Source organism: Gracilibacillus dipsosauri (genome assembly GCF_003176895.1).
Classification (GTDB): Bacteria; Bacillota; Bacilli; order Bacillales; family Amphibacillaceae; genus Gracilibacillus; species Gracilibacillus dipsosauri.
On sequence record NZ_QGTD01000008.1, the window covers coordinates 562104 to 584286 of the forward strand.

General features: G+C 38.0%; 17 protein-coding genes and 1 other annotated feature. Of the genes, 3 read left to right on the plus strand and 14 right to left on the minus strand.

Features of this window, described 5'->3' with window-relative positions; genetic code table 11:
• Window positions 1-391 precede the first annotated feature (391 nt).
• The 6 genes from DLJ74_RS09880 to rhaB all read right to left on the minus strand — a co-directional run bounded on the left by DLJ74_RS09880 (window position 392) and on the right by rhaB (window position 8252).
• Window positions 392-1114, minus strand: coding sequence for a LutC/YkgG family protein (locus tag DLJ74_RS09880; RefSeq protein ID WP_109984327.1), 723 nt, complete (start codon window positions 1112-1114; stop codon window positions 392-394).
• Entirely contained in the window at window positions 1111-2541 is a 1431-nt protein-coding gene (locus DLJ74_RS09885) for a LutB/LldF family L-lactate oxidation iron-sulfur protein (protein ID WP_109984328.1), read from the minus strand. The genes DLJ74_RS09880 and DLJ74_RS09885 overlap by 4 nt, the downstream gene beginning before the upstream one ends.
• Window positions 2541-3266, minus strand: coding sequence for a (Fe-S)-binding protein (locus DLJ74_RS09890; protein WP_109984329.1), 726 nt, complete (start codon window positions 3264-3266; stop codon window positions 2541-2543). Before DLJ74_RS09890 ends, DLJ74_RS09885 begins: the two co-directional genes overlap by 1 nt.
• A gap of 127 nt (window positions 3267-3393) precedes the next feature.
• A complete protein-coding gene (locus DLJ74_RS09895; protein ID WP_109984330.1) occupies window positions 3394-5460 on the minus strand; it encodes a bifunctional aldolase/short-chain dehydrogenase in 2067 nt (688 codons plus the stop codon).
• Between the two features lie 124 nt (window positions 5461-5584).
• Window positions 5585-6844, minus strand: coding sequence for an L-rhamnose isomerase (gene rhaA / locus DLJ74_RS09900; protein ID WP_054788449.1), 1260 nt, complete (start codon window positions 6842-6844; stop codon window positions 5585-5587).
• Complete coding sequence (gene rhaB / locus DLJ74_RS09905; RefSeq protein ID WP_109984331.1) at window positions 6828-8252, minus strand: rhamnulokinase; 1425 nt, start codon at window positions 8250-8252, stop codon at window positions 6828-6830. The genes rhaA and rhaB overlap by 17 nt, the downstream gene beginning before the upstream one ends.
• Window positions 8253-8438: 186 nt before the next feature.
• Between rhaB and DLJ74_RS09910 the strand changes: the two genes are divergently transcribed.
• Window positions 8439-9572, plus strand: coding sequence for a zinc-dependent alcohol dehydrogenase (locus DLJ74_RS09910; protein ID WP_109984332.1), 1134 nt, complete (start codon window positions 8439-8441; stop codon window positions 9570-9572).
• Window positions 9573-9574: 2 nt separating this feature from the next.
• Here DLJ74_RS09910 and DLJ74_RS09915 read toward each other — a convergent pair whose 3' ends face one another.
• From DLJ74_RS09915 to DLJ74_RS09925, 3 genes are all read right to left on the minus strand, one after another.
• Window positions 9575-10552 (minus strand): AraC family transcriptional regulator, encoded by a 978-nt coding sequence (locus tag DLJ74_RS09915; RefSeq protein ID WP_054859420.1) that lies wholly within the window; start codon window positions 10550-10552, stop codon window positions 9575-9577.
• A gap of 77 nt (window positions 10553-10629) precedes the next feature.
• The gene (gene ilvA, locus DLJ74_RS09920; RefSeq protein WP_109984333.1) at window positions 10630-11889 is read right to left on the minus strand and encodes a threonine ammonia-lyase IlvA; all 1260 of its coding nucleotides are present in this window, start codon (window positions 11887-11889) and stop codon (window positions 10630-10632) included.
• Window positions 11890-11973: 84 nt separating this feature from the next.
• Window positions 11974-13986 carry a beta-galactosidase gene (locus DLJ74_RS09925; RefSeq protein WP_109984334.1) on the minus strand — a complete coding sequence of 671 codons (2013 nt, stop codon included), beginning with the start codon at window positions 13984-13986 and terminating at the stop codon, window positions 11974-11976.
• Between the two features lie 207 nt (window positions 13987-14193).
• Between DLJ74_RS09925 and DLJ74_RS09930 the strand changes: the two genes are divergently transcribed.
• The gene (locus DLJ74_RS09930) at window positions 14194-14724 is read left to right on the plus strand and encodes a DUF6944 family repetitive protein (RefSeq protein ID WP_109984335.1); all 531 of its coding nucleotides are present in this window, start codon (window positions 14194-14196) and stop codon (window positions 14722-14724) included.
• A gap of 80 nt (window positions 14725-14804) precedes the next feature.
• Here the strand turns inward: DLJ74_RS09930 and DLJ74_RS09935 are convergent, their stop codons facing one another.
• The 4 genes from DLJ74_RS09935 to DLJ74_RS09950 all read right to left on the minus strand — a co-directional run bounded on the left by DLJ74_RS09935 (window position 14805) and on the right by DLJ74_RS09950 (window position 19664).
• Entirely contained in the window at window positions 14805-15728 is a 924-nt protein-coding gene (locus tag DLJ74_RS09935; RefSeq protein WP_109984336.1) for a manganese-dependent inorganic pyrophosphatase, read from the minus strand.
• Window positions 15729-15823: 95 nt separating this feature from the next.
• Window positions 15824-17068 (minus strand): glutamate-5-semialdehyde dehydrogenase, encoded by a 1245-nt coding sequence (locus DLJ74_RS09940; protein WP_109984337.1) that lies wholly within the window; start codon window positions 17066-17068, stop codon window positions 15824-15826.
• On the minus strand, window positions 17061-18188 hold the full coding sequence (proB, locus tag DLJ74_RS09945; protein WP_109984338.1) for a glutamate 5-kinase: 1128 nt from the start codon (window positions 18186-18188) through the stop codon (window positions 17061-17063). The genes DLJ74_RS09940 and proB overlap by 8 nt, the downstream gene beginning before the upstream one ends.
• A gap of 145 nt (window positions 18189-18333) precedes the next feature.
• Window positions 18334-18545, minus strand: a binding site (T-box leader).
• Window positions 18546-18590: 45 nt separating this feature from the next.
• Window positions 18591-19664, minus strand: coding sequence for a branched-chain amino acid aminotransferase (locus DLJ74_RS09950; protein WP_109984339.1), 1074 nt, complete (start codon window positions 19662-19664; stop codon window positions 18591-18593).
• Window positions 19665-19803: 139 nt separating this feature from the next.
• Here DLJ74_RS09950 and DLJ74_RS09955 point away from each other — a divergent pair, with 139 nt between their 5' ends.
• Entirely contained in the window at window positions 19804-20565 is a 762-nt protein-coding gene (locus DLJ74_RS09955; protein ID WP_425454578.1) for a CBS domain-containing protein, read from the plus strand.
• 117 nt (window positions 20566-20682) lie between these two features.
• Here the strand turns inward: DLJ74_RS09955 and DLJ74_RS09960 are convergent, their stop codons facing one another.
• Window positions 20683-22179 (minus strand): glutamate synthase subunit beta, encoded by a 1497-nt coding sequence (locus DLJ74_RS09960; RefSeq protein WP_109984340.1) that lies wholly within the window; start codon window positions 22177-22179, stop codon window positions 20683-20685.
• Window positions 22180-22183: the final 4 nt, after the last annotated feature.

Sequence of the window (22183 nt, forward strand, 5' to 3'; positions counted from 1 at the left end):
ATCCATAGGGCATCAGTCAATATCTGCTCAAGTAAAATTTTTCAGTCAGGTGCAACGATTTGTTAACTACTCATACTGTTTTCCACGGGAGCTTTCGTCTTTTGAAGAGCGAATAAAGACAAAACACTGAAAGTCTAGTTCTCAAAATGGTCTTTATAAAAGGTATAAAGGCCAAAATGCAAGAGACGTGCTCTCATAATGGTCTTTATCATACGAATAAAGGCCAAAATACAAGAGCCGTGCTCTCATAATGGTCTTTATCATACGAATAAAGACCAAAATACAAGAGCCGCGCTCTCATAATGGTCTTTATCTTGTGAAACTGCGATCTGTCAGAAATTTGCATGGATTTTTCTTATTCCTATTTAGTTATGTCTTCTTCGCTTTTCTCTTACTTATCCTCAACGACAATATAAGCAGCTCGTATCGGTCCATGAACACCAACAACAAGATTCATTTCAATATCTGCGCTGTTACTCGGTCCTGTGATGAAATTAATACAGGAAGAAATCTCCTCACCCTTCTCAACTTGTTGATGTACATAATCAGTTGCCTGCGTCATCCTAGGGACGATGGTTGATTTAGGGACAATCGCAATATAATCTCTTGGCAATAGACTCACCGAACGTCCTTGTCCTTTCCTATTAAATAAAACAATGGTACCAGATTCCGCCAATGTTATGTCACTAAAGGTAATCCCCACATCTGCACGCTCCGAAAATGAAATGGACTCCTCGCTATTTTCATCATTCCATTTAAACACTTCATGTTCTGGTTTTTTAGCAAAATTCTTGAAAAATTCAGGAAGCTGATACGTATGAAAACGATTGTCAGAAGAATAGACAATCGATCTTGTTTGATACGATGCTAGCACTTGATCAAGTGTTTCCTGTAAGGATTCACTATTAGTCAAAAAAAAGTCAGTATGAATATGGTGACATTGTTTGTCTAATACCTCGACTAATTGGTCCTGATCAAAATCTTTCATTACCCTTCTTTGTGGATTTACCGTCCAGTCTGGTTTTTCTACTGGCTTATCGGGAGAAATGCCACCAATTTTACCTCTAATATTCTTCAAAAACTTTCCTCTATTCGTTATCGTACCCTTGCTCATTCACTATCACCTCGTTCACTTCGCTGCTTAAACCAATCACGAAATCTTTCTTGTGTTGGTTGGGGTAAATCTCTAGCATCGGTCCAATATCGCAATGGACCTGGTCCCTTCGAAATGACATTATTCTTTGAAAATGGCGTCGTTAAGAATGGTGCCATCTTTGTTGCTGTTCGATATAAATTAGCGGATTGAACGATTTGCTCAAACCCTTTCATTGCAAGACGTTCCGAAAGCGTTGATTTTTTCTCATCTTCGACGATTTTACGTCGGTGCATGATCAGTTGTTCATGTAGCGGAATTTTAACTGGACAAACTTCTGTACAGGCTCCACATAAAGAGGAAGCATAAGGCAATTCTTTGTATTCATCATAGTCTGATAACAGAGGAGATAGAACGGCTCCAATCGGTCCAGGATAAATCGATCCATAGGCATGACCACCAACATGACGATAAACAGGACAAACGTTAATACAAGCTGCACAACGGATACAATGCAGTGCTTCTTGGAATTCTGTTCCTAATATTCTAGATCTGCCATTGTCAACGATAACGAGATGAAACTCCTCTGGTCCATCTGCTTCTCCAATTTGTTTCGGCCCTGTCAGTGCTGTAATATAACTCGTTAGCTTTTGACCTACCGCTGCTCGAGTGAGTAGACTCACGACAATATCTAGTTCTTCCCAGCCTGGAACAATACGTTCCATCCCCATTACGGTTATTTGCGTTTTTGGCAAGGTGGAAACCATTCTAGCATTTCCTTCATTAGTAACGAGAGCAAAGGAACCAGATTCTGCTACAGCAAAGTTACAGCCGGTTATTCCTATATCTGCTGACAAAAATTCTTCTCTTAATTTCTCCCGCGCAAATAATGCAAGCTCTTCTGGTTGTTCTGTTTTAGCATAGCCTAATCGTTCGTGAAATACATCTCTGATTTGCTCTTTATTTTTATGCAGTGCTGGTGCGACGATATGAGAAGGTGGATCATGGTCGTCAATTTGTAAAATATACTCACCTAAATCTGTTTCAATCACTTCACACCCTATATCTTCTAACGCATCATTCATGGAAATTTCTTCTGTCACCATTGATTTTGATTTGGCGATTTTTTTGGCGTTTTTATCTTTGGCAACCTGCTGTATATACGCATTTGCTTCTTCGCCAGTCTCTGCGAAGAAAACGTGTCCACCTAGCTCTGCAACCTTCTCACTTAATTGATGTAAATAATAGTCTAAATGTTCGACAGTATGCTGACGAATTTGCTGTCCAAGTGTTCTCCACTCTTCCCAATCACCTAATTCTTCTGCAGCGTTAGCTCGGTTATTTTGTAATCTTCCTTGTGCAGACCGAACAGCACCTCGCATAAAATCATCTTGTAAACCTTTTGATACCCTTGCTTTAAAATCCTTTTCTCCTATATGCATAGGCATTATGCTTCACCTCTGCTGTTTAAGATTTCGGCAATATGTTTTACTTTTACTGGGATACCTTTCCGTGTCAAACGACCGCCTATATTCATGAGACAGCTTCCATCAGCACCTAGTAAAAGGTCAGCCTCCGTCTCTTGAATATGGGAAACTTTTTCATCAACCATTTGCTCTGAAATGTTCGACATCTTTACGGAAAAAGTACCTCCGAATCCACAGCAATCCTGACGATTCGGTAAATCTACTAATTTCAATCCTTTTACATTACTCAATAATTTAAAGGGAGCTTCCTTGACGCCTAACAATCTAGTCATATGACAAGAAGTGTGATAGGTTGCAACAGCTTGATAGCTTGCCCCCACGTCTTCAATACCCAATACATCGACGATAAATTGGGTGAATTCATAGGTTTTATTCTTTAAATCGATCGCTCGTTTTTGCCATTCGGATCCATCTTCAAATAAATGAACATATTCATGTATCATGTAAACACAAGACCCCGAAATCCCCACTACATACTCTGAATGATCAAAGGTCTCAATTAGATGCTTTGCCACCTCTATCGTTTCTTTCCGATAGCCACTATTGTATGCCGGCTGGCCACAGCAAGTCTGCGCTCTTGGAAAATCAATCTCACATCCAAGCCTTTCTAATAACTCAACAGCTGCTTTGCCTGCATTCACATAAAAAATGTCTCCTAGGCATGTAATAAAAAAGGATACCTTCATTTTCAACGCCCCTTTTAGATGATACCAATCCATAATCTTATCTTTCTATTCTATCATTCTTTTATCTGATATAGTAGAAAGGATAAACCCTTATGAAAGAGTTTATCCTACCAAAACTTCACCAATATTATCTCGTAAATGCTGCAGCAACTCCGCCATCAACAGTGACCATACATCCAGTAGTTTTTGCTGCCTTGGATGATGCTAAGAATGCAACAGATTCTGCGATATCCTCTGGTAAAATATTTACATTTAGAATTGTTCGTTTGCGATAGTGTTCTTCCAAGTCATCTGTGCCAATTCCATAAGAGGAAGCACGCTCTTTCTTCCACGAAGAATCCCAGATTTTAGAACCACGAATGACAGCATCAGGTAATACGGAATTAACACGGATGCCCAATGCTCCACCATCTGCAGCTACTGTTCTCGCTAAGTGAACTTCTGCAGCCTTTGCCGTGCTGTATGCTGCTGCATTTTTTCCTGCATAAATGGAATTTTTGGATCCAATAAAGACCATATTCCCGCCTATTTCTTGGTTCTTCATTAACTTAAACACTTCTCTTGCCACTAAGAAATAACCAGTGACTAGAACATTTATATTCAAGTTCCATTGATCCATCGTCGTTTCTTCGAATGGACTGGAGCTTGCCAGACCTGCATTGTTTACAAGAATATCTAAACCACCATATTGAAGGATCGAATCACGAATACCTTTTTGAACTTCCTCTTCTTTTGTTACATCCATCTTCACCGCAAATGCACGATTTTCCCCATACTGGCTGTTTACATTTTTCACAAGCTCTTGGGCACCTTCTAAATTAATATCTGCTACAACAACATGTGCCCCTTCCTCTAATAAACGATAAGCCGTTGCTGTACCGATACCACCAGCACCACCAGTAACAAAAGCTACTTGACGAGAAAATTCTGCCTCTGGTGGGGCCAAGCTAAGCTTATAAAGCTCTAATGGCCAGTACTCAATTAAGTAAGATTCCTCTTCATTTAATGAAACAAAATTACCTAAGACGGTCGCACCACTCATTACAGCAATTGCTCGGTGATATAGCTGTTCGCTAATATTAGCTGCTGACCAGCTTTTTCCTGTATTCACCATCCCAAGACCTGGAATCAAAATGATACGTGGTGCGGTTTCCACAATTTGATCACCTTCACTTTTATTTCTTTCAAAATAGGCAACATATTCCTCCTGGTAGACTGCTAAACCTTCTTTAATTTTTTCTTTTAAGCTTTCAGCATTCTCTACCTGAGGATTCCAATCAATATAGAGAGGAACACGTTTTGTATGAACTAAATGATCAGGGCATGCAGCACCTATTTGAGACAGTTCTTTCGCATCGTGACTGTTCACAAACTCTAACACCTTATCGTCATCGGTATAGGTTGCAAGCATTTTCTTATCTTTACTCACTTGTCCACGAATAACTGGTAATACTTCGGCAAAGATGTTTTTTCTCTCTTCTTCTGCTAGAGTGTCGTATTTCGCTCCACCAAATAAACTTTTTCCTGCTTTTTGTTCTTCAATATATGTCTCGGCTTCGTTAATAATAGCAATTGTTTTATCATAGCTCTCTTTCGATGTTTCGCCCCATGTCACAAGCCCGTGTTTTTCCATTATGACAAGCTCTGCATTCGGATTATTTTGTACACCCTCCGCTATCATTTTAGACAATTGGAAGCCTGGACGAATATATGGAACCCATACAAAACGGTCTCCGTAAATTTCCTTTGCAATCTCCTGCCCATTATCTGCGCAAGCGATACTAATAATCGCATCTGGATGAGTATGGTCTACTTGCTTAAAGGGTAAAAAAGCATGTAACAGTGTTTCGATAGAAGATCTTGGGTGTTTTGCATCGATCATACAGTGGGAAAGATATTCCACCATCTCTTCATCCGACATCGTATCCCTTTCAAGCAGTGGTCGGATATCATCTAGCTTTAAACCAGTAAAGTTAGCAGCTTTCATGGAGGCAAGGTCTGATCCACTACCCTTTACCCACATTACTTCGATATCGTCACCTTTAAAATCCTTTTCAATTGTCTTCGTTGAAGTATTTCCACCACCAATATTAACAACAGAACGATCAGAACCTAACAGGTTAGACCGATAGACCAATGATTCTAAACCATTTAAGTCGTTAGCTTTTGTTTCATCCCATTTATTTTGCACCAATCTAATTCCTCCTCTTCCCTTATCTTTGTTTTGTTTGGTTTTCGATGTGTTTCTGTTTTAATTATACTATAAAACAAAGATAAATCAACACAAACAAATAAAAATAAATTAGATGAGGTCTATCTTATGCCTCTCTTTTTGCTAAGACTGATTGTTCATATGTCTTTACTTCATCTAACCAGTTTTCTTGTACAGGTACACCTTGCATCTCACAGTAATAATCCCAAATCGCACCAAAAGGATAAGTTTTAAACTCTTCCATTAAAGCTAAACGATCAGTGAAATTTCCCTTTTCCTGTAGTTCTTTTAATTTTTCATTTGGTAAAAGACTTGCATATAGTAATGCCTTAATCATATTTCTTGTACCAATTGTCCATGCCGCTACACGGTTAATACTAGCATCAAAGAAATCTAAGCCAATCATTACTTTATCCAATGCGTTATTTCGTACTATTTCTAGACCAATTTCTCTTAACTCATCATCGAATATGACGACATGGTCACTATCCCAGCGAACAGGACGGGATACGTGTAAGGCAAGCTTATCACTGTATAGCAACATTGCTGATATTTTATTGGAGACCATTTCTGTTGGATGATAATGTCCTGTATCCAATAAGCATAATTTATTATTTTTCAAGGCATATCCCATATAAAATTCGTGGGAACCAACTACATATGCCTCTGAACCAATACCAAAAAGCTTGCTCTCTACGGCATCAACGTTGTGTGATTCATTGATCTCTACGGAAAAAATTTCATCTAAAGAATCCTTTAAACGTTGTCTTGGTGTTAAGCGATCACTTGGAATGTCTTTATAACCATCTGGAATCCAAATATTTGTTAAAGCTTGGGTACCGAGTTCTTTTCCGAAATAGGCAGCAATCTTTCGTGATTGAATACAATGTCTAATCCAAAAATCACGCACTTCTTTATCTGGATGTGCAAGTGTTAGACCATCCTCTGCCATAGGATGAGAGAATAGGGTAGGATTGAAATCCAATCCAAGTTCATGCTCCTTTGCCCAATCCACCCAATTTTGAAAATGTTTTGGTTCTAAAGCGTCACGGTCGACCACTTCTCCCTCAGTTTCTGCATAAATGGCGTGTAGGTTTATCCGATGTTTTCCCGGGATCAGGGACAAGGCTTTTTCTAAATCGCTTCGTAATTCCTCAGGAGTTGTTGCCTTACCTGGATAATTACCAGTCACATCAATTCCCCCTGACAATTCTTGTTGATTCACTTCAAATCCTCCGATATCATCACCCTGCCAGCAATGGATAGATACGGGAACCTTTTTAACCTTCTCGAAGGCATCTTCTACGGAAATCCCCCATTTTTCATATTGTTTTTTTGCGCTTTTAAAATTATCTCTGATACTCATTTTTCTCACCTCGTATTAAATATTTTTGAATCTCAAAGGAACGATTGATCATTAATTTTGACGTTTCTCTGGAATCGATCTCTCCTGTAGTATGCATTTGTGCGATCAGATTTCCAATAGCCGTTGCTTCAGTCGGACCTGTGTAAACAGCTTTACCAGTTGCTTTAGCTAATTGCTCGTTCATATATTGGTTTTTACTTCCACCACCAATGATATTAATGGATGCATATTTCTTTCCTGTCATTTCCTCGATTTCCTTCACTGCTTGTTGATAGCTTTTAACAAGACTATTGAAAATACAAACAGCTAGTTCAGCAGGTGAATGCGGAATGGCTTGATTCGTTTCCTGACAAAATGTTTGAATGGAATGAATCATGCTTTTAGGACTTAAAAAACGTTCGTCATTGACATCGACAATGGAATCAAACGCTTTCAATTGATACGCTAGATCCACAAATTCTTGAAAGCTGTATTGATCTTTTAGTTCCTTCTTTACTTCTTGAATCATCCACATGCCCATAATGTTCTTTAAAAAGCGGATATTTTCATACACACCGCCTTCATTGGTAAAATTGTACCTCATCGCTTGTTCACTAGTAATCGGTGTATCATGCTCTACGCCAATTAAGGACCAAGTTCCTGAACTAATATAAATCGACTCATCATTTGGTACAGCAACAACAGCAGAAGCCGTATCATGCGTACCAGGTAAGACAACCTTCACATCGAATCCTATATCTTTTTGGAGCTCTGGCTTTAAATACCCTAGTGTTTGCATAGGCATTTTAGGCTCTAAAAACAACTCAAGAGGAATATCTAATGCTTCAGCTATTGATTGATTCCATGTTTTGCTGTTTGCGGATAACAACTGCGTGGATGTTGCATTGGTATATTCATTTGATAACGTACCTGTTAGTAAATAATTCAAATAATCCGGTATCATGAGAAAGTGCTTTGCTTTCTCCATTAACTCAGGGTTCTCTTTTTTAAATGCATATAATTGATAAATGGTGTTAAATGGTTGAAATTGAATCCCTGTTTGTTGATAAAGCTTCCTTCGGTCAAGGATTTTAAGAATGTCATCCATTACGCCATCTGTGCGATGATCACGATAAGCGACGAAATCCGTGATACGATTTTTTTCTTTGTCCAACAGAACAAAATCTACTGCCCAAGTATCAATACCAATTGTTGTCGGTTGGTAATTTTTTTGTACACTTTTTCTTAATCCAATAACCAATTCTTGATATAAGCCATCAATATCCCAGCACAAATGACCATTTTTCATTTCCATTCCATTATCAAAACGGTGGATTTCATCAAGCTTTAGTTTACCATTAGCTAAATAGCCTGCTATGACTCTACCACTTGATGCACCAATATCTACAGCTAGATTACATTTTTGCACATTATCCCTCCCCTTATGTAAGCGGTTAATAATTTATATGTTATAGCATAAGAAAACAAAATAATATAACGTAAATTATTTATTTATTGTCCATTTTTGCAAGTGCAATTTTTTCCGATAGATGAATATTTTTCGTGTAATGTAGCAGTTTAAACACAATATGAAATAGTTTAGGAGATGAGATCGATGAAGGCAGTAACTTACCAAGGAAAATATGCAGTAATGGTGAAGAAAGTAGCATTTCCAACGATTCAAGATCCAGAAGATGTGATTATTCGCATTACTTCCACCGCAATTTGTGGATCAGACTTACATTTATATCAAGGGAACTTTCCTCTTCCTATTGGTTACCAGATCGGTCATGAGCCGATGGGAATCGTGGAGGAGATTGGACCGAAGGTAACGAAGGTGAAAGTTGGGGATCGTGTCGTTGTTCCTTTTACAATGGCATGCGGAAAATGTCCATATTGTCAAAATCATCATGAGAGCCAATGTGACGAAGCAAACCCACATTATGATTCTGGTGGATATTTAGGTTATTCTGAGAAGTTTGGAAATTATCCTGGGGGACAAGCAGAGTATTTGCGTATTCCTTTTGGAAATTATACTCCATTTATCATACCAGAGGACTGTGAGGTGGAGGATGAATCTCTGCTACTGCTATCAGATGTTTTACCAACCGCCTATTGGAGCATCGAAAATGCAGAGGTGAAGCCAGGAGATACCGTTATCGTATTAGGTTGTGGGCCTGTCGGGCTGATGACACAACAATTTGCTTGGAAAAAGGGAGCAGAAAGAGTCATTGCCGTGGATTATATCCCCTACCGACTCGCGTTTGCAAAAAAATGGAATAACTGTGAAACCTATGATTTCACCCAATATGAAGACATGGGAGAATACCTAAAAGAGATCACCAAAGGGGGCGCAGATAAAGTCATTGATTGTGTGGGGATGGATGGTAAAAAATCACCATTAGAATTTATGGAGCAAAAATTTAAACTTCAAGGGGGAACACTTGGACCAATTCAAATAGCAACCAAGGCAATCAAAAAATGTGGAACGGTACAACTTACGGGAGTTTATGGTGGGAACTACAACGCTTTTCCACTTGGAGCATTTTTCTCGAGAAATATTCAACTTAAAATGGGGCAAGCCCATGCTCGGGCATATATGTCTACTATTTATGAACAATTGGTAAATGGTAAAATTAATCCTAGCGAAATGATTACACATAAGCTCCCATTAGATGATGCCACAAAAGGCTATCAAATGTTTCAAAATAAAGAAGATCAATGCATCAAGGTTGTTTTAAAACCATAGTGTTATTCTGTTTTCATTAGTTCTAATTTATATGCTCTTGGGGTCATGCCATATTTTTGCTTGAAAATTCGATAGAAATAGCTAACATTTTCATACCCTACTTCCTCCGCAATGGCCTGCATAGATAAATCGGTGTATAAGAGTAGGTTTTTGGTGACTAATAATCGTTTTTCTTGAACTAGATCTTTAAAATTTTGGTTGGTCAATTGCTTTATTAGTCTACTTACCCAATAAACATTTTGATTAAATTTGGTGGCTAATGATTGAAGGTTGGCATCTCGATAATTTTCCTCAATGTATAGGAATACATCATTCAAAAAAGAATGTTGTTCATTTTTGATCGGAGTAGCCGTTTGGTTCTTTTTTTGTTCGATCAATTCAATAATGAGGAGTCCCATTAGAAACTTAATCTTTGATTTTGCTAACAATGATTGGTTCATCATTTCCAACAGCAATTGATTCATAATGTCTTGAATTCGATTTGAATCGGAAACGGGATAATACAGGAATTCTCCCTTTTGATTAAAATCAAACATGCTGTTTACTAAAAATTGTAGCATCTGGTTCTGAATAAAACCCGTAGATAAATTGGTTACAATATAATCAAAGAATGCCGGATGAATGATAAAGTTAATAATAATATCTTCTTTCTTGCATGCCTTCAGTTCATGCTCAATATGCTGATTAAGCAATAGGATTTCTCCCTTTTTTAGTCGAATTGGCTGATCCGCAACCTTTTGAAAAAATTCGCCATGATAGACGTAATTCATTTCAATATAGTCATGGGAATGTTTAGGGAAATCAATATATCTTGGATGCTTTCGAATCATGATGAGATCATCTTTTAGGAACTTCTCGCTCTGTATTACGAAGTCGGAGGTTAAATTGGTATAAATTGCTTTGTTGATGCTTTGATTTCCTCTCAAAATCGAGCGTTCTTCTTCGGTTTCTTCCATTAACTTTTTGAAGATTCCTTCCATTATCAATCACCCTTTGCCTCTCGAAACGTCTCTAGCTCTATATGTAAGAAGGAAGCAGAAATTCTGCTTCCTTTCCCTCAAATTAGTAAATGAAAGAGCTGTTCATCCTTGTTTATTTCGATATAGGTAAAACCATTTTGCTCCATTCTAGATAATAAAGCATAATAATCCTCTGAACGGTTTAATTCAATGCCAACTAACACAGGGCCTTTATCCCGATTGTTTTTTTTCGTATATTCAAATCTTGTAATATCGTCATTTTCTCCAAGTACCTTTTCCATAAATTCTCGCAAAGCACCCGCTCTTTGTGGGAAATTAACAATAAAATAATGCTTGTATCCTTCGTATATCATCGATCTTTCCTTAAATTCCTGCATCCGATCGATATCGTTATTTCCACCACTTACGATACAGACGACATTCTTTCCTTTTATTTCATCCTTATAATAATCGAGTGCTGATATCGGTAAAGCACCAGCTGGTTCGGCTACAATGGCATTTTCATTATATAGGTCGAGCAATGTCGTGCAGAGCTTCCCTTCTGGGATTATGGCAATATCATCGATAAATTCCTTTGCAATGTCATAGGTGATATCACCGACTTGTTTCACACTTGCCCCATCAACAAATTTATCAATTTTGTTTAGCTTAACAACTTCTCCTTTTTTCAGTGCTTCCTTCATCGATGCAGCACCCTCAGGCTCTACCCCAATAATTTTAGTGTCAGGACTAATGCTATTTATGTAGGAACCTACACCAGAAATTAATCCCCCACCACCTACAGCCATAAATACGTGGGAGATTGGCTCTTCCATGCTGTCGAGTATTTCTAAGCCAATCGTTCCTTGCCCAGTGATGGTTCTCGTATCATTGAATGGGTGAATAAAAGAAGCATTGTGTTCATTACAGTATGCCATTGCTTCATCGAAGGAATCATCAAATGTATCACCAGTTAATCTAATTTCTACAAATTCCCCACCAAAGAATTCAACACGATTTACCTTTTGTCTAGGCGTAGTGCTTGGCATAAAAATGACCCCTTTTACTCCTAACGCTTTACAGGAGTAGGCAACACCTTGCGCATGATTACCTGCACTGGCACATACCACACCATTTGCTAATTCTTCCTTAGATAAACCTTGCATTAAATTGTATGCACCACGAATTTTAAAGGAACGAACTACTTGTAAGTCCTCTCGCTTTAAATAAACATTGCACTGATATTTTTCTGATAAAATACTGTCTAATTGTAATGGTGTTTTGATGACTACATCCTTTAATACTTGATTTGCAATAATGATATCTCTCACTTGGATTGGATTAACTTTTGTACTCATAATACGAACCCTTCCTACTTCAATTGTTAGAATAATACTAACATAAAGAAAGGAAATAGAAAATAATTTTACACGAGAAGGCTCTCAATCCGTTACTAAAATGACCACATCTTTCTTATTTATCGTTATTTCGTTCTTTACTTTTTCCTTTGTTAACCCATTTTGATATGTTTTTGCAGTATCTAATAATAGATTAACCGGTTCCTCTAGATGGTTTAATAAAAAGAGGAATTGCTTGTTACCTTTTACTCTTTCGACCACTTCAACACCTTTCGGAGCTTCTAACGGTGCGTCTATCTTTAATTGTTGGGTTACACCCTTAAGAAAATGATGTAAATAATCCTCCTCAAGACTTGTCCCAATATAAATAGCTGTGCCTTGACCAAACCTATTGGTCGTTATAGCTGGCTTTCCAGCATACCAATTTTCCTTAAAGTGAGCTAGAGATTTCGCCCCTTCCAATGTAATAATATCTGCCCATGTAGTTACTGTTGCATGTTGACCATTGGCGACAATACTATTGGATTCTTCCATTGCCATTGGTGCGAATTCTTCTACTGTCAACCCGAGCAATTTTCGAAATGGTGCAGGATATCCTCCTAAATGGATATGATCCTGTTCATCCGCTATACCACTAAAAAACGTAACAAGGAGTGTGCCGCCATCGTCGACAAAGCGCTCGAGATTCTCTCTATATCCTGTCTTCACCATATAAAGCATTGGAGCTAGGACTAGCGAATATTTCTTTAGATTGGCCATTGGTGTTACAAAATCTACCGCAATATTATTATCGTAGAAAAATTTGTAATAGGCATAAACCTGATTCAAATATGATAATTGATTATGTGGCTTTCCTTCCAATTCCACAGCCCACCAATTTTCCCAATCGAAAATAATCGCGACTCTAGCTTTTACTTCTGCACCGACTAAGGCATCTAATTTTTTCAATTCATTACCTAATTGCTTCACTTCTTGATATGTTCTGCTTTTAGGATTATTGGAATGAGGTACCATTGCACCATGGAACTTTTCCGCACCTGTTCTACCTTGACGCCATTGGAAGTACATTATACCATCTCCACCACGTGCCACAGTAGAATAGCTCCATAGACGCATTTCACCTGGTTTTTTGGTCAAATTAATATCTCTCCAATTCACATGAGAAGTAACCTGCTCCATTAAGTAAAATGGTGCACCATCTTTTAAGCTACGCATTAAATCATGGTGCATGGCATGACGAAATGGTCTACCCTCCCTAGGATCCGGATAAGAATCCCATGTTACTAAATCCGTTTCTTTTGCCCATTTAAAATAATTTAATGGTTTAAATTCATACATAAAATTTGTGAAAACTGGCATTTCAGGAGTTTTTTCTCTTAATATTTCTTTTTCTAGTAAATACAGATCAAAAATAGCGTCATCCATAAACCTTTTATAATCTAGCTTTTGACTAGGATTATAAAAGGTTGGTAGATTCACTGGAAATTGAATTTCATCCCAATGGTTATAACGTTGACTCCAGAAGGCAGTTCCCCACTTTTGGTTCAATTGATCAATCGATACATATCGCTTTTTAAGCCATTGACGGAATGCATCTAGACTTTCATCACTATAGCATTCGGAAAGGTGACACCCATATTCATTGTTAATATGCCACATTTTAAGAGCGGGATGGTGTTTATATCGTTCTGCCAGTTCCTCCACTAATCGTCTTATCGCTAGCTTAAAGCGCTTACTATTCGGAGAATATTGCTGTCTTGACCCAACTTGATAAGGTACACCATTCTCTTGCACGGCTAAAATTTCTGGATATTTTTTTGATAGCCATGCTGGCGGGGAAGCAGTAGCTGTAGCAAGCGCAACACCAATCCCATGTTCATGCAAAATTTCTAAAACACGGTCTAACCAGCTAAAATCAAATTGACCTTCTTCTCGTTCCAGTACGGACCAACTAAAGATCGCAACAGAGACAAGATTCACACCTGCCTCCTTCATCAATTGAGCATCTTCTAGCCATGTTTTTTCGTCCCACTGTTCAGGATTGTAATCTCCACCAAACGCTATATGTGGCATTACTTCTTGTATATTTTGGACCATGTTAATCCCCCTAAGCTACACAAGTAAAATTTTACTTATGTTTTTACTAGTAGTAATTCTATCTTATTTGAATGCGTTATCATATTCAACCCTTTTTATAAATTTCTCTGATTATTATAGATGTACAATCTAATTTTTCATGGTTACATACCATAGTAGAAGATAAGAGGTAGATCGGAAAAATTCAATTAGAAAAGGGGAAAGAGTATGAGTAAAGAGGATAAAGAGCTTTTCGGAGGCTGGATTCAAGCAATTGGAACCATCCTTTCTGCCATTGCCAACACCCCTCATTTTGGTTTATCACAAACTATATCCCAAGACTTAAAAGTTGTTGGCAATACGATGCAAGCTACCGGTAATGCACTAGCAGTAGATAAATTATCTCAAAAGGATCTATCTGATGTCGGAAACGCTATCCAATCGATCGGTAATCTAACCGTCATCGGCTCATTGAAATTTCCTGTATCCAATCAATTAAAACAAGGATTAAACATAAAAGGAAATCTACTTCAAGCATTAGGGAGCGGGATCTCCTTCTCAGATAGCTTAAAGGATTCATTCCAAATCAGTACGGTTTACAACGCCTATGGTAACCTATTACAAGCAATTGGGAATAGCATGCAGGCTCTAGCTTCAAAAGCCGGATCAAATAGTACTATGATGAATACGATCGGAAATTGGATTCAAGCAATTGGCGCGATTATGACAGCAATATCAGAAAGCTTGGAGAAACTCTAGACCAGCGAAGACTGTTTTAAATTAGAAGACTCTTTCATCCAACATAAAAAAATAGGGAGTTTTTCTCCCTATTTTTTTAACTAAAATGCTTGGTTTAATGGTGGCACAATTTGTTTTTTACGTGATACGACACCAGGTAATTTTGCGATTTTATTTTCTAATGTAACCTGGAATGCCTCTGCTACTTTTTGCTCTTCTTCTCCTACAGCAAGAACAACAGAGTCATTGTTCAAAATGTCGGTAATGACAAATACAAATAATTTTAATCCTTTATCTGCAACGGTCTGTTCAATCACTGGTTCTATTTCACTTCGAATGGCTATAACGTCGTTAACATCTACAGTATTTACTTGAGCAATCTCAACTTTATTCCCATTCATATCAAATTCTTTCGCATCTAAAGAAATAAGCTCGGTTGGCGACTTGTCACTTAGATCCGCTCCTGCTTTTAACATATCTAATCCAAAGCGTTCAGCATCTACTCCGGCAATCTCTGCCAATTCCTTGGCTGCTTGGACATCTTCGTCTGTACAGGTAGGTGATTTAAATAGTAAAGAATCTGAGATGATAGCAGAGAGCATTAATCCTGCTATTTCCTTTTGAATTTCAACATTCTTCTCTTTATATAATTTATTTAATATGGTGGCTGTACAGCCAACTGGTTCCGCACGATAGTATAAAGGATCCTTCGTTTCAAAATTAGCAATTCGATGATGATCAATGACTTCCATTACTTTGACTTGATCAATATCGTCCACACTCTGTTGACTCTCATTATGATCAACAAGTATAACTTGACCGACTTCATTTGCGACTGTGTTTACAAGTCTAGGTGCAGTTTGGTTAAAATAATCTAACGCGAAGCTCGTTTCATTATTCACTTCTCCTAGTCTAACTGCTTCAACGTGTTCCCCTAATGCTTTTTTTAATTCTGCATAAGCAATCGCAGAGCAAATGGTATCTGTATCTGGATTCTTATGACCAAAGATTAATGTTTTTGCCATGTTACTACTCCTTTTTTTACCAAGATTTATCTACCAACCTATTATATAAAAATAAAAGATAGTTGAATAGTGTTATCAAATGAGTTCTTTAAATTCTACTTAATTTGCCCATTTCCATGTAATAAATATTTAGTGGAAGTTAATGCTTCTAAGCCCATAGGTCCTCTTGCATGAAGCTTTTGTGTACTAATACCGATTTCTGCTCCAAAACCAAATTCAAAGCCATCTGTAAATCTCGTAGATGCATTATGGTATACTGCCGCTGCATCTACCTCATTCATAAATGCTACTACATTTTCGTTATTTTCTGAGATAATTGCTTCCGAATGGTTGGTACCGTATCGATTAATATGGTCAATGGCATCCTCAACGGTATCCACTACTTTCATTGCTACAATCTTATCTAAATATTCTGTTTCATAGTCTTCTTCTGTTGCTAGAGTAACAGTATCATTATTTTCAGCTATTACTTCGTCACCATGGATCTCTACTCCGGCTTCTTGTAAGGCGAACAGTAAATCTTTCAGATATTGACTCGCCCATTGTTTTTGAACTAGAATCGTTTCGATTGCATTACATACACTAGGACGTTGGGTTTTCGCATTAATCGCAATTTCAATCGCCATTTTTTTACTCGCTGTTTCATCAATAAATAGATGACAGTTACCCGCACCTGTTTCAAGTACTGGAACGGAAGAATTAGCTACGACAGTATCAATCAATTTTTTACCACCACGTGGGATGAGCACATCTAAATATTCGTTTAACTTAAACATCTTAGAGGCTGTTTCACGGCTTGTGTCCTCTAAGAGCTGTACGGCATCACTTGGTAGGGAGGATTGCCTTAGAGCATCATGTATCACTTTCACGAGTGCCGTATTGGAATGGATAGCAGATGAGCTTCCTCTTAATAGAACGGCATTACCTGTTTTTAAGCAAAGGCTAGCAGCATCAATCGTAACATTCGGTCTTGCTTCATATATCATCCCGACCACTCCAATTGGAACCCGTACTTTCTCGATTTCCAAATCGTTTGGTCTCTTCCATGATTCCAAGACATTCCCAATTGGATCCTCCAACTCTACAAGCTGAAGTAATGCATCTGCCATATCCTTGATCCGTTTTTCGTTCAACACTAATCGGTCGATGAGAGATTCATGTAAACCATTTGCACGACCTCTTTCAATATCTTTTTGATTTTCGGCAATAATAAACTCTTTTTTGTCTCTTAAAGCTTTTGATAATAGTTCTAGCGCTTCATTTTTTTCTTTCGTTGTACTTGTTGCTAAGCTCGTAGTAGTTGCTTTTGCTAGACTTGCCTTTTTTATTAAATCACTCATTTTGATAAGCCTCCTCCATTAATAATACCATTTTGTCCCGGTGAATTACTTCTGGTTTGTTTCCCATCGTGATCTCCATCGCTACCTGGCTAGATTCACCCTTCGCTAAAATCATAGCTTTCGATGAATAATTAACCTGTCCTTTCGCAATCACACGTTCATTAAAAATTACCTCTACGACAGAGCCTGCTTCAAACTCTCCATCAATCCATTTGATACCAGCAGGCAGCAAGCTTTTGCCATTGTGTACAATCGCCTCGCTTGCCCCTTGATCAACATAAATTTTGCCGGATATTGGTGAATGAAAGGCTATCCATTGCTTCTGCTTACGGATACTATTGGTTAAATGCTCCCCGATATATGTTCCGTCTCCTCGATTAGCCAGTATATCAAGTAGCTTATTTTCCCCAGTTCCTGTACCTACAAAGACCCGGACGCCAAGAGACAGTGCCGTCTTAGCTGCAAGTATTTTGGATTTCATTCCACCAGTACCAAATTTCGTTCCAGACTCATGCTTGGTTTGCTGTAATATTTGGTCTGTAATCCCTGTTAAACGATCATAGCGAACAGCCGTTGGATCAAGCTTAGGATTTTTATCATACAACCCATTTATATCTGTTAACATGATCAAAAAATCTGCATGAATTAACCCGCTAACAAGGGCAGAAAGCATGTCGTTATCTCCAAAGGTTAGTTCATCAATAGCAACCGTATCATTCTCATTAATAATTGGCAAAACATTACGCTTCATTAATTCAGTCAATGTGGAGTAAACATTGCTATACTGAACTTCATGACTAAATACGTCTCTCGTTAATAGAAGCTGAGCAGCTACAATGCCATATTTTTTGAAAGCATCTGTATATGCCTCAACGAGAAGCCCTTGACCAACTGCAGCTGCAGCCTGTTTACCTTGAATGGTAACAGGTCTTGTCGGGTAACCTAGGTCGCCAAATCCTGCTGACACGGCACCGGAAGAGATAAGGACAACCTCATAGTGCTGCTCAATTAGCTTTGCGATCGCAGCAGTATGCTCATCTATCTTCTTTAAGCTAAGGCCTCCATTTTTATTTGTTAAAGAACTACTACCAATTTTTACTACAATACGTTGCTTTGCCATCCCATTCACGCCTCAATTCAACATTTAATAATATGAGCAAAACTCAGCTTCTCGCAATCTTCTTTTAGCGAAAGGCTTTGTGTCTTATACTATAATCCATCGGGTATTTATCTTTCTGTAATAAAAAAACTCTTCTCCCCTGTATGACAAGGACGAAAAGAGTTGTTCCGCGGTACCACCTTTTATTGACAGTCAAAAGACTATCCACTTGACTCTTTAACGCAGAGCTACGATTAAGTAAGACTTAACTGTTCATAGAATAGGTTCATTGGTTGAGCGGGTAATGGAGCTTTTCAGCCTAGGAACTCCAATCTCTACTACCATCTTCCAACTACTAGTTCTAATCATCACATTATCTATTCTTCTCTTTATTATAGAAAATTTAACAAACGATCTCAAGTCTTATTTCACTTTTATTATCCAATTAAATGGATCTTCTTCTGTTCCATACTGAATTCCTGTTAATGTATCGTAAAGTTTACGCGAGATCTCACCTGTTTTCCCTTGATTGATGATCATTTTTTGATCATCCCAGTTCAATTCACCAATTGGAGAAATAACGGCAGCTGTACCAGAGCCAAATGCTTCTTCTAATTCTCCTTTTTGATAACTATCAAAGAGCTCCTGCATCGTAATTCGTCGCTCCACAACCGGAATGTTCCAATAGTTCAACAATTCAATCACAGAATTTCGCGTTACACCATTTAAAATACTGCCATTTAACATTGGTGTAATCACTTCTCCATTAATTTTGAAAAATACATTCATGCTTCCTACTTCTTCAATGTATTTCTTCTCCACACCGTCTAACCAAAGAACCTGGGCATATCCTTCTTGTTCTCCGATCACTTGGGCTTTTAAACTAGAAGCATAATTTCCAGCCGTTTTGGCTTCTCCTGTACCGCCTTTTACTGCTCTAACGTAATCATTCTCCACAGCAATCTTTACGGGGTTAATACCTTCCTTATAATATGAACCAACTGGGGATAAAATAACGATAAATTGGTAAGTACTAGATGGAGATACTCCCAAATAAGGCTCTGTTGAAATAATAAAAGGTCGAATATACAATGAAGTACCCGGAGTATCTGGAACCCATTCATGGTCAATATGAACGAGGTGTTTGATCGCATCAATCGCAAATTCTTCATCAATTGCTGGAATACACATTCTATCATTCGATCGGTTGAGACGCTCCATGTTCTTATCAGGTCGAAATAGTTGAATCTGTCCTTCTTTCGTTTTATAAGCTTTTAGTCCCTCAAACACGGTTTGTCCATAATGAAAAATCATAGCAGCTGGATCTAATGAGATCGGTTCGTACGGAATGATTCGAGGGTTATGCCAGCCTCTTTCTTCACTATAATCCTGGATAAACATATGATCCGTAAAATATTTACCGAACATTAGTTGGTCTGATGCAGGTTTTGGCTTTGGTTGTTCGTTTTTGATTACTGTAATGGTATATTGTGACATAAAAAAGACTCCTTATACATATAAATAGATTTCATCAAAGAGGAAAATAATCTCTAACCTATATTTTATTACTAAAACAAGCAAAAACTCAACTATAAATAATTAAAATTTTCAAACAATTAATTGCTGAATTCAGGTGGTGGTATTTTTGGAAGAAATTAGAGAGAAGCGTAATTTATCAGAAAGGTTCGAGGTAGCCTTTAATCAAATACACGACCAGCTTTGTATATATGCAAATGAGCCAAATCATCACATATCTTTTACAGAAGTATTGGCAAAGGCGAAATCACACCATAAAATGATTTCTACTCATTATGATTTACTAAAGCAATGTAGTAAGTTGCGTAATGCCATGGTTCATCGAAAAATAAAGGAATCCTTCTACATTGCAGAGCCACATGAGGAGGTTGTTAGGGAAATCGAAAAACTAGCTGATGTTTTACTCTCACCTCCCACTTCAAGCAGTATTGCTTCACACCCTGTTGAATTTTTTTATGTAGATGCACCACTAAGCAAGGTACTCGCTTGTATCGAAGAAAAGAAATTTTCTCAATTTCCCATTTATGAAGATAAGCAATGTTTAGGATTGTTAACAGAAGGTGCCATCTTACAATGGATTGCTCGGCATTTATTAAGCAGTAAACAGACATTACAGGATATTTCTATTCAAGATATTTTTCACACAGAAAGAATATCAGATGTTGTTTTTTGTTCTACTTCTTCTACGATATTTGATGTACAAAGTCTTTTTCAATCATATGTAGAAAAGAAGCAGCAAAAATTAGAAGCAATCGTGCTAACAGAAACTGGTAGTAATCAAGAACTACCAAAAGGCATTATTTCTTCCTGGGATTTAGTCCAATTAAGAGTTGGATCATTTCCGCTTTTGCGTCATACATAAGCTATTGCTGACGATTTCACCATGGAACATAGCGACTTCAGCTAGTCATTTTTATTTCCTCCTCTTTTAATATATAGTACAAAAAGAGGAGGAATTTTAAAGTTACATGTGTTAGTGCTACACATTAACGACAGTAGGTAGTTCTGTCTCCCCCATTAAATATTGGTCTACTTGATAAGCTACTTCTCTTCCTTCATTGATAGCCCAAACAATTAAGCTTTGTCCTCTACGCGCATCTCCTGCCGCAAAAACATGCTCCACATTTGTTCTGAAATCTCCATATTTCGCCTCTACCCGATGTCGATTTACCTCTACTTTAAATGCATCTAGTACTGGTTGCTCTACCCCTTCGAATCCAATTGCAATTAGTACAAGCTGGGCAGGCCAATATTTTCCGGTACCAGGTAATTCTTCAAAAACAAATCGACCATTTTCATCACGAGTTTTCTTCATTTCTACGGTATACAATGCTTCTAATTTTCCATTCTCATCTGTGATAAATTGTTTGGTCTGAATCGAATATTGACGTACATCTTCTCCAAATTTTTCTTTCGCTTCTTTATGGGCATACTCCAAGCTATAAACATTTGGAAAGGCTGGCCATAGATTACTATTATCACGTTTAATAGGTAACTGTGGATGTTTTCCAAACTGGACAATGCTCTTTGCTCCTTGACGGAGTGCTGTGGCAATACAATCGGCACCAGTATCTCCTCCGCCAATTACAATAACATCTTTCCCTTTCGCATTCCATTTTTCTTCTATTTGTAAGTTTGAATCCAATAACGATTTAGTAGAAGCCGTTAGGTAGTCCATAGCAAACTGAACACCTTTCGTCTTCCTTCCTTGAATAGGTAAGTCCCGATGCTTTTGAGCACCTGTACATAGAATGACCGAATCATAATTAGCTTTAATTTCTTCAGCAGATAGATCCTTTCCTACCTCTGTGTTTAAAATAAATGTGATTCCTTCTTCCTCTAGTAGACGTATACGACGTTTGACAACATTTTTGTCTAATTTCATATTAGGGATACCATATGTTAATAGTCCACCAGCTCGATCCGCCCTCTCAAAAACGGTCACGGAATGTCCAGCTTGATTTAATTGGTCGGCTGCGGCAAGCCCTGTAGGACCTGATCCGATGATCGCTACTTTTTTACCGGTTCTTTTTTTTGGTATTCGCGGTGTAATCCAACCATTTTCAAAGCCTTTATCAATGATCTTTTGTTCGATATTTTTAATGGAAACTGCAGGATCGTGAATCGCCACTGTACAGGAGCCTTCGCAAGGTGCTGGGCAAACCCGTCCCGTGAATTCAGGGAAGTTGTTCGTTTTCATTAGACGCTCCAATGCTTGCTTCCATTTTCCTCGATAAACTAAATCGTTCCATTCCGGGATTAGATTGTAGACAGGACACCCTGAAGTTGCCCCTTCAATTTCCATACCAATATGACAGAATGGAGTTCCGCAGTCCATACAACGAGCTCCTTGTGTTTTCGCAACTTCATCAGAGAAAGGAGTAGAATACTCCTTCCAATCTTGAATCCGTTCCAACGGATCTCTTTCATCGGCTGTTTCTCTCTCGAATTCGATAAAACCTGTTGCTTTTCCCATCAAT

Excerpts from the sequence above, each read along its gene's own strand:
- DLJ74_RS09880 (WP_109984327.1), bottom strand. The coding sequence starts at position 1,114 with ATGAGCAAGGGTACGATAACGAATAGAGGAAAGTTTTTGAAGAATATT.
- DLJ74_RS09885 (WP_109984328.1), bottom strand. The coding sequence starts at position 2,541 with ATGCCTATGCATATAGGAGAAAAGGATTTTAAAGCAAGGGTATCAAAA.
- DLJ74_RS09890 (WP_109984329.1), bottom strand. The coding sequence starts at position 3,266 with ATGAAGGTATCCTTTTTTATTACATGCCTAGGAGACATTTTTTATGTG.
- rhaA (WP_054788449.1), bottom strand. The coding sequence starts at position 6,844 with ATGAGTATCAGAGATAATTTTAAAAGCGCAAAAAAACAATATGAAAAA.
- DLJ74_RS09910 (WP_109984332.1), top strand. The coding sequence starts at position 8,439 with ATGAAGGCAGTAACTTACCAAGGAAAATATGCAGTAATGGTGAAGAAA.
- DLJ74_RS09915 (WP_054859420.1), bottom strand. The coding sequence starts at position 10,552 with ATGGAAGGAATCTTCAAAAAGTTAATGGAAGAAACCGAAGAAGAACGC.
- ilvA (WP_109984333.1), bottom strand. The coding sequence starts at position 11,889 with ATGAGTACAAAAGTTAATCCAATCCAAGTGAGAGATATCATTATTGCA.
- DLJ74_RS09925 (WP_109984334.1), bottom strand. The coding sequence starts at position 13,986 with ATGGTCCAAAATATACAAGAAGTAATGCCACATATAGCGTTTGGTGGA.
- DLJ74_RS09930 (WP_109984335.1), top strand. The coding sequence starts at position 14,194 with ATGAGTAAAGAGGATAAAGAGCTTTTCGGAGGCTGGATTCAAGCAATT.
- DLJ74_RS09935 (WP_109984336.1), bottom strand. The coding sequence starts at position 15,728 with ATGGCAAAAACATTAATCTTTGGTCATAAGAATCCAGATACAGATACC.
- DLJ74_RS09940 (WP_109984337.1), bottom strand. The coding sequence starts at position 17,068 with ATGAGTGATTTAATAAAAAAGGCAAGTCTAGCAAAAGCAACTACTACG.
- proB (WP_109984338.1), bottom strand. The coding sequence starts at position 18,188 with ATGGCAAAGCAACGTATTGTAGTAAAAATTGGTAGTAGTTCTTTAACA.
- DLJ74_RS09950 (WP_109984339.1), bottom strand. The coding sequence starts at position 19,664 with ATGTCACAATATACCATTACAGTAATCAAAAACGAACAACCAAAGCCA.
- DLJ74_RS09960 (WP_109984340.1), bottom strand. The coding sequence starts at position 22,179 with ATGGGAAAAGCAACAGGTTTTATCGAATTCGAGAGAGAAACAGCCGAT.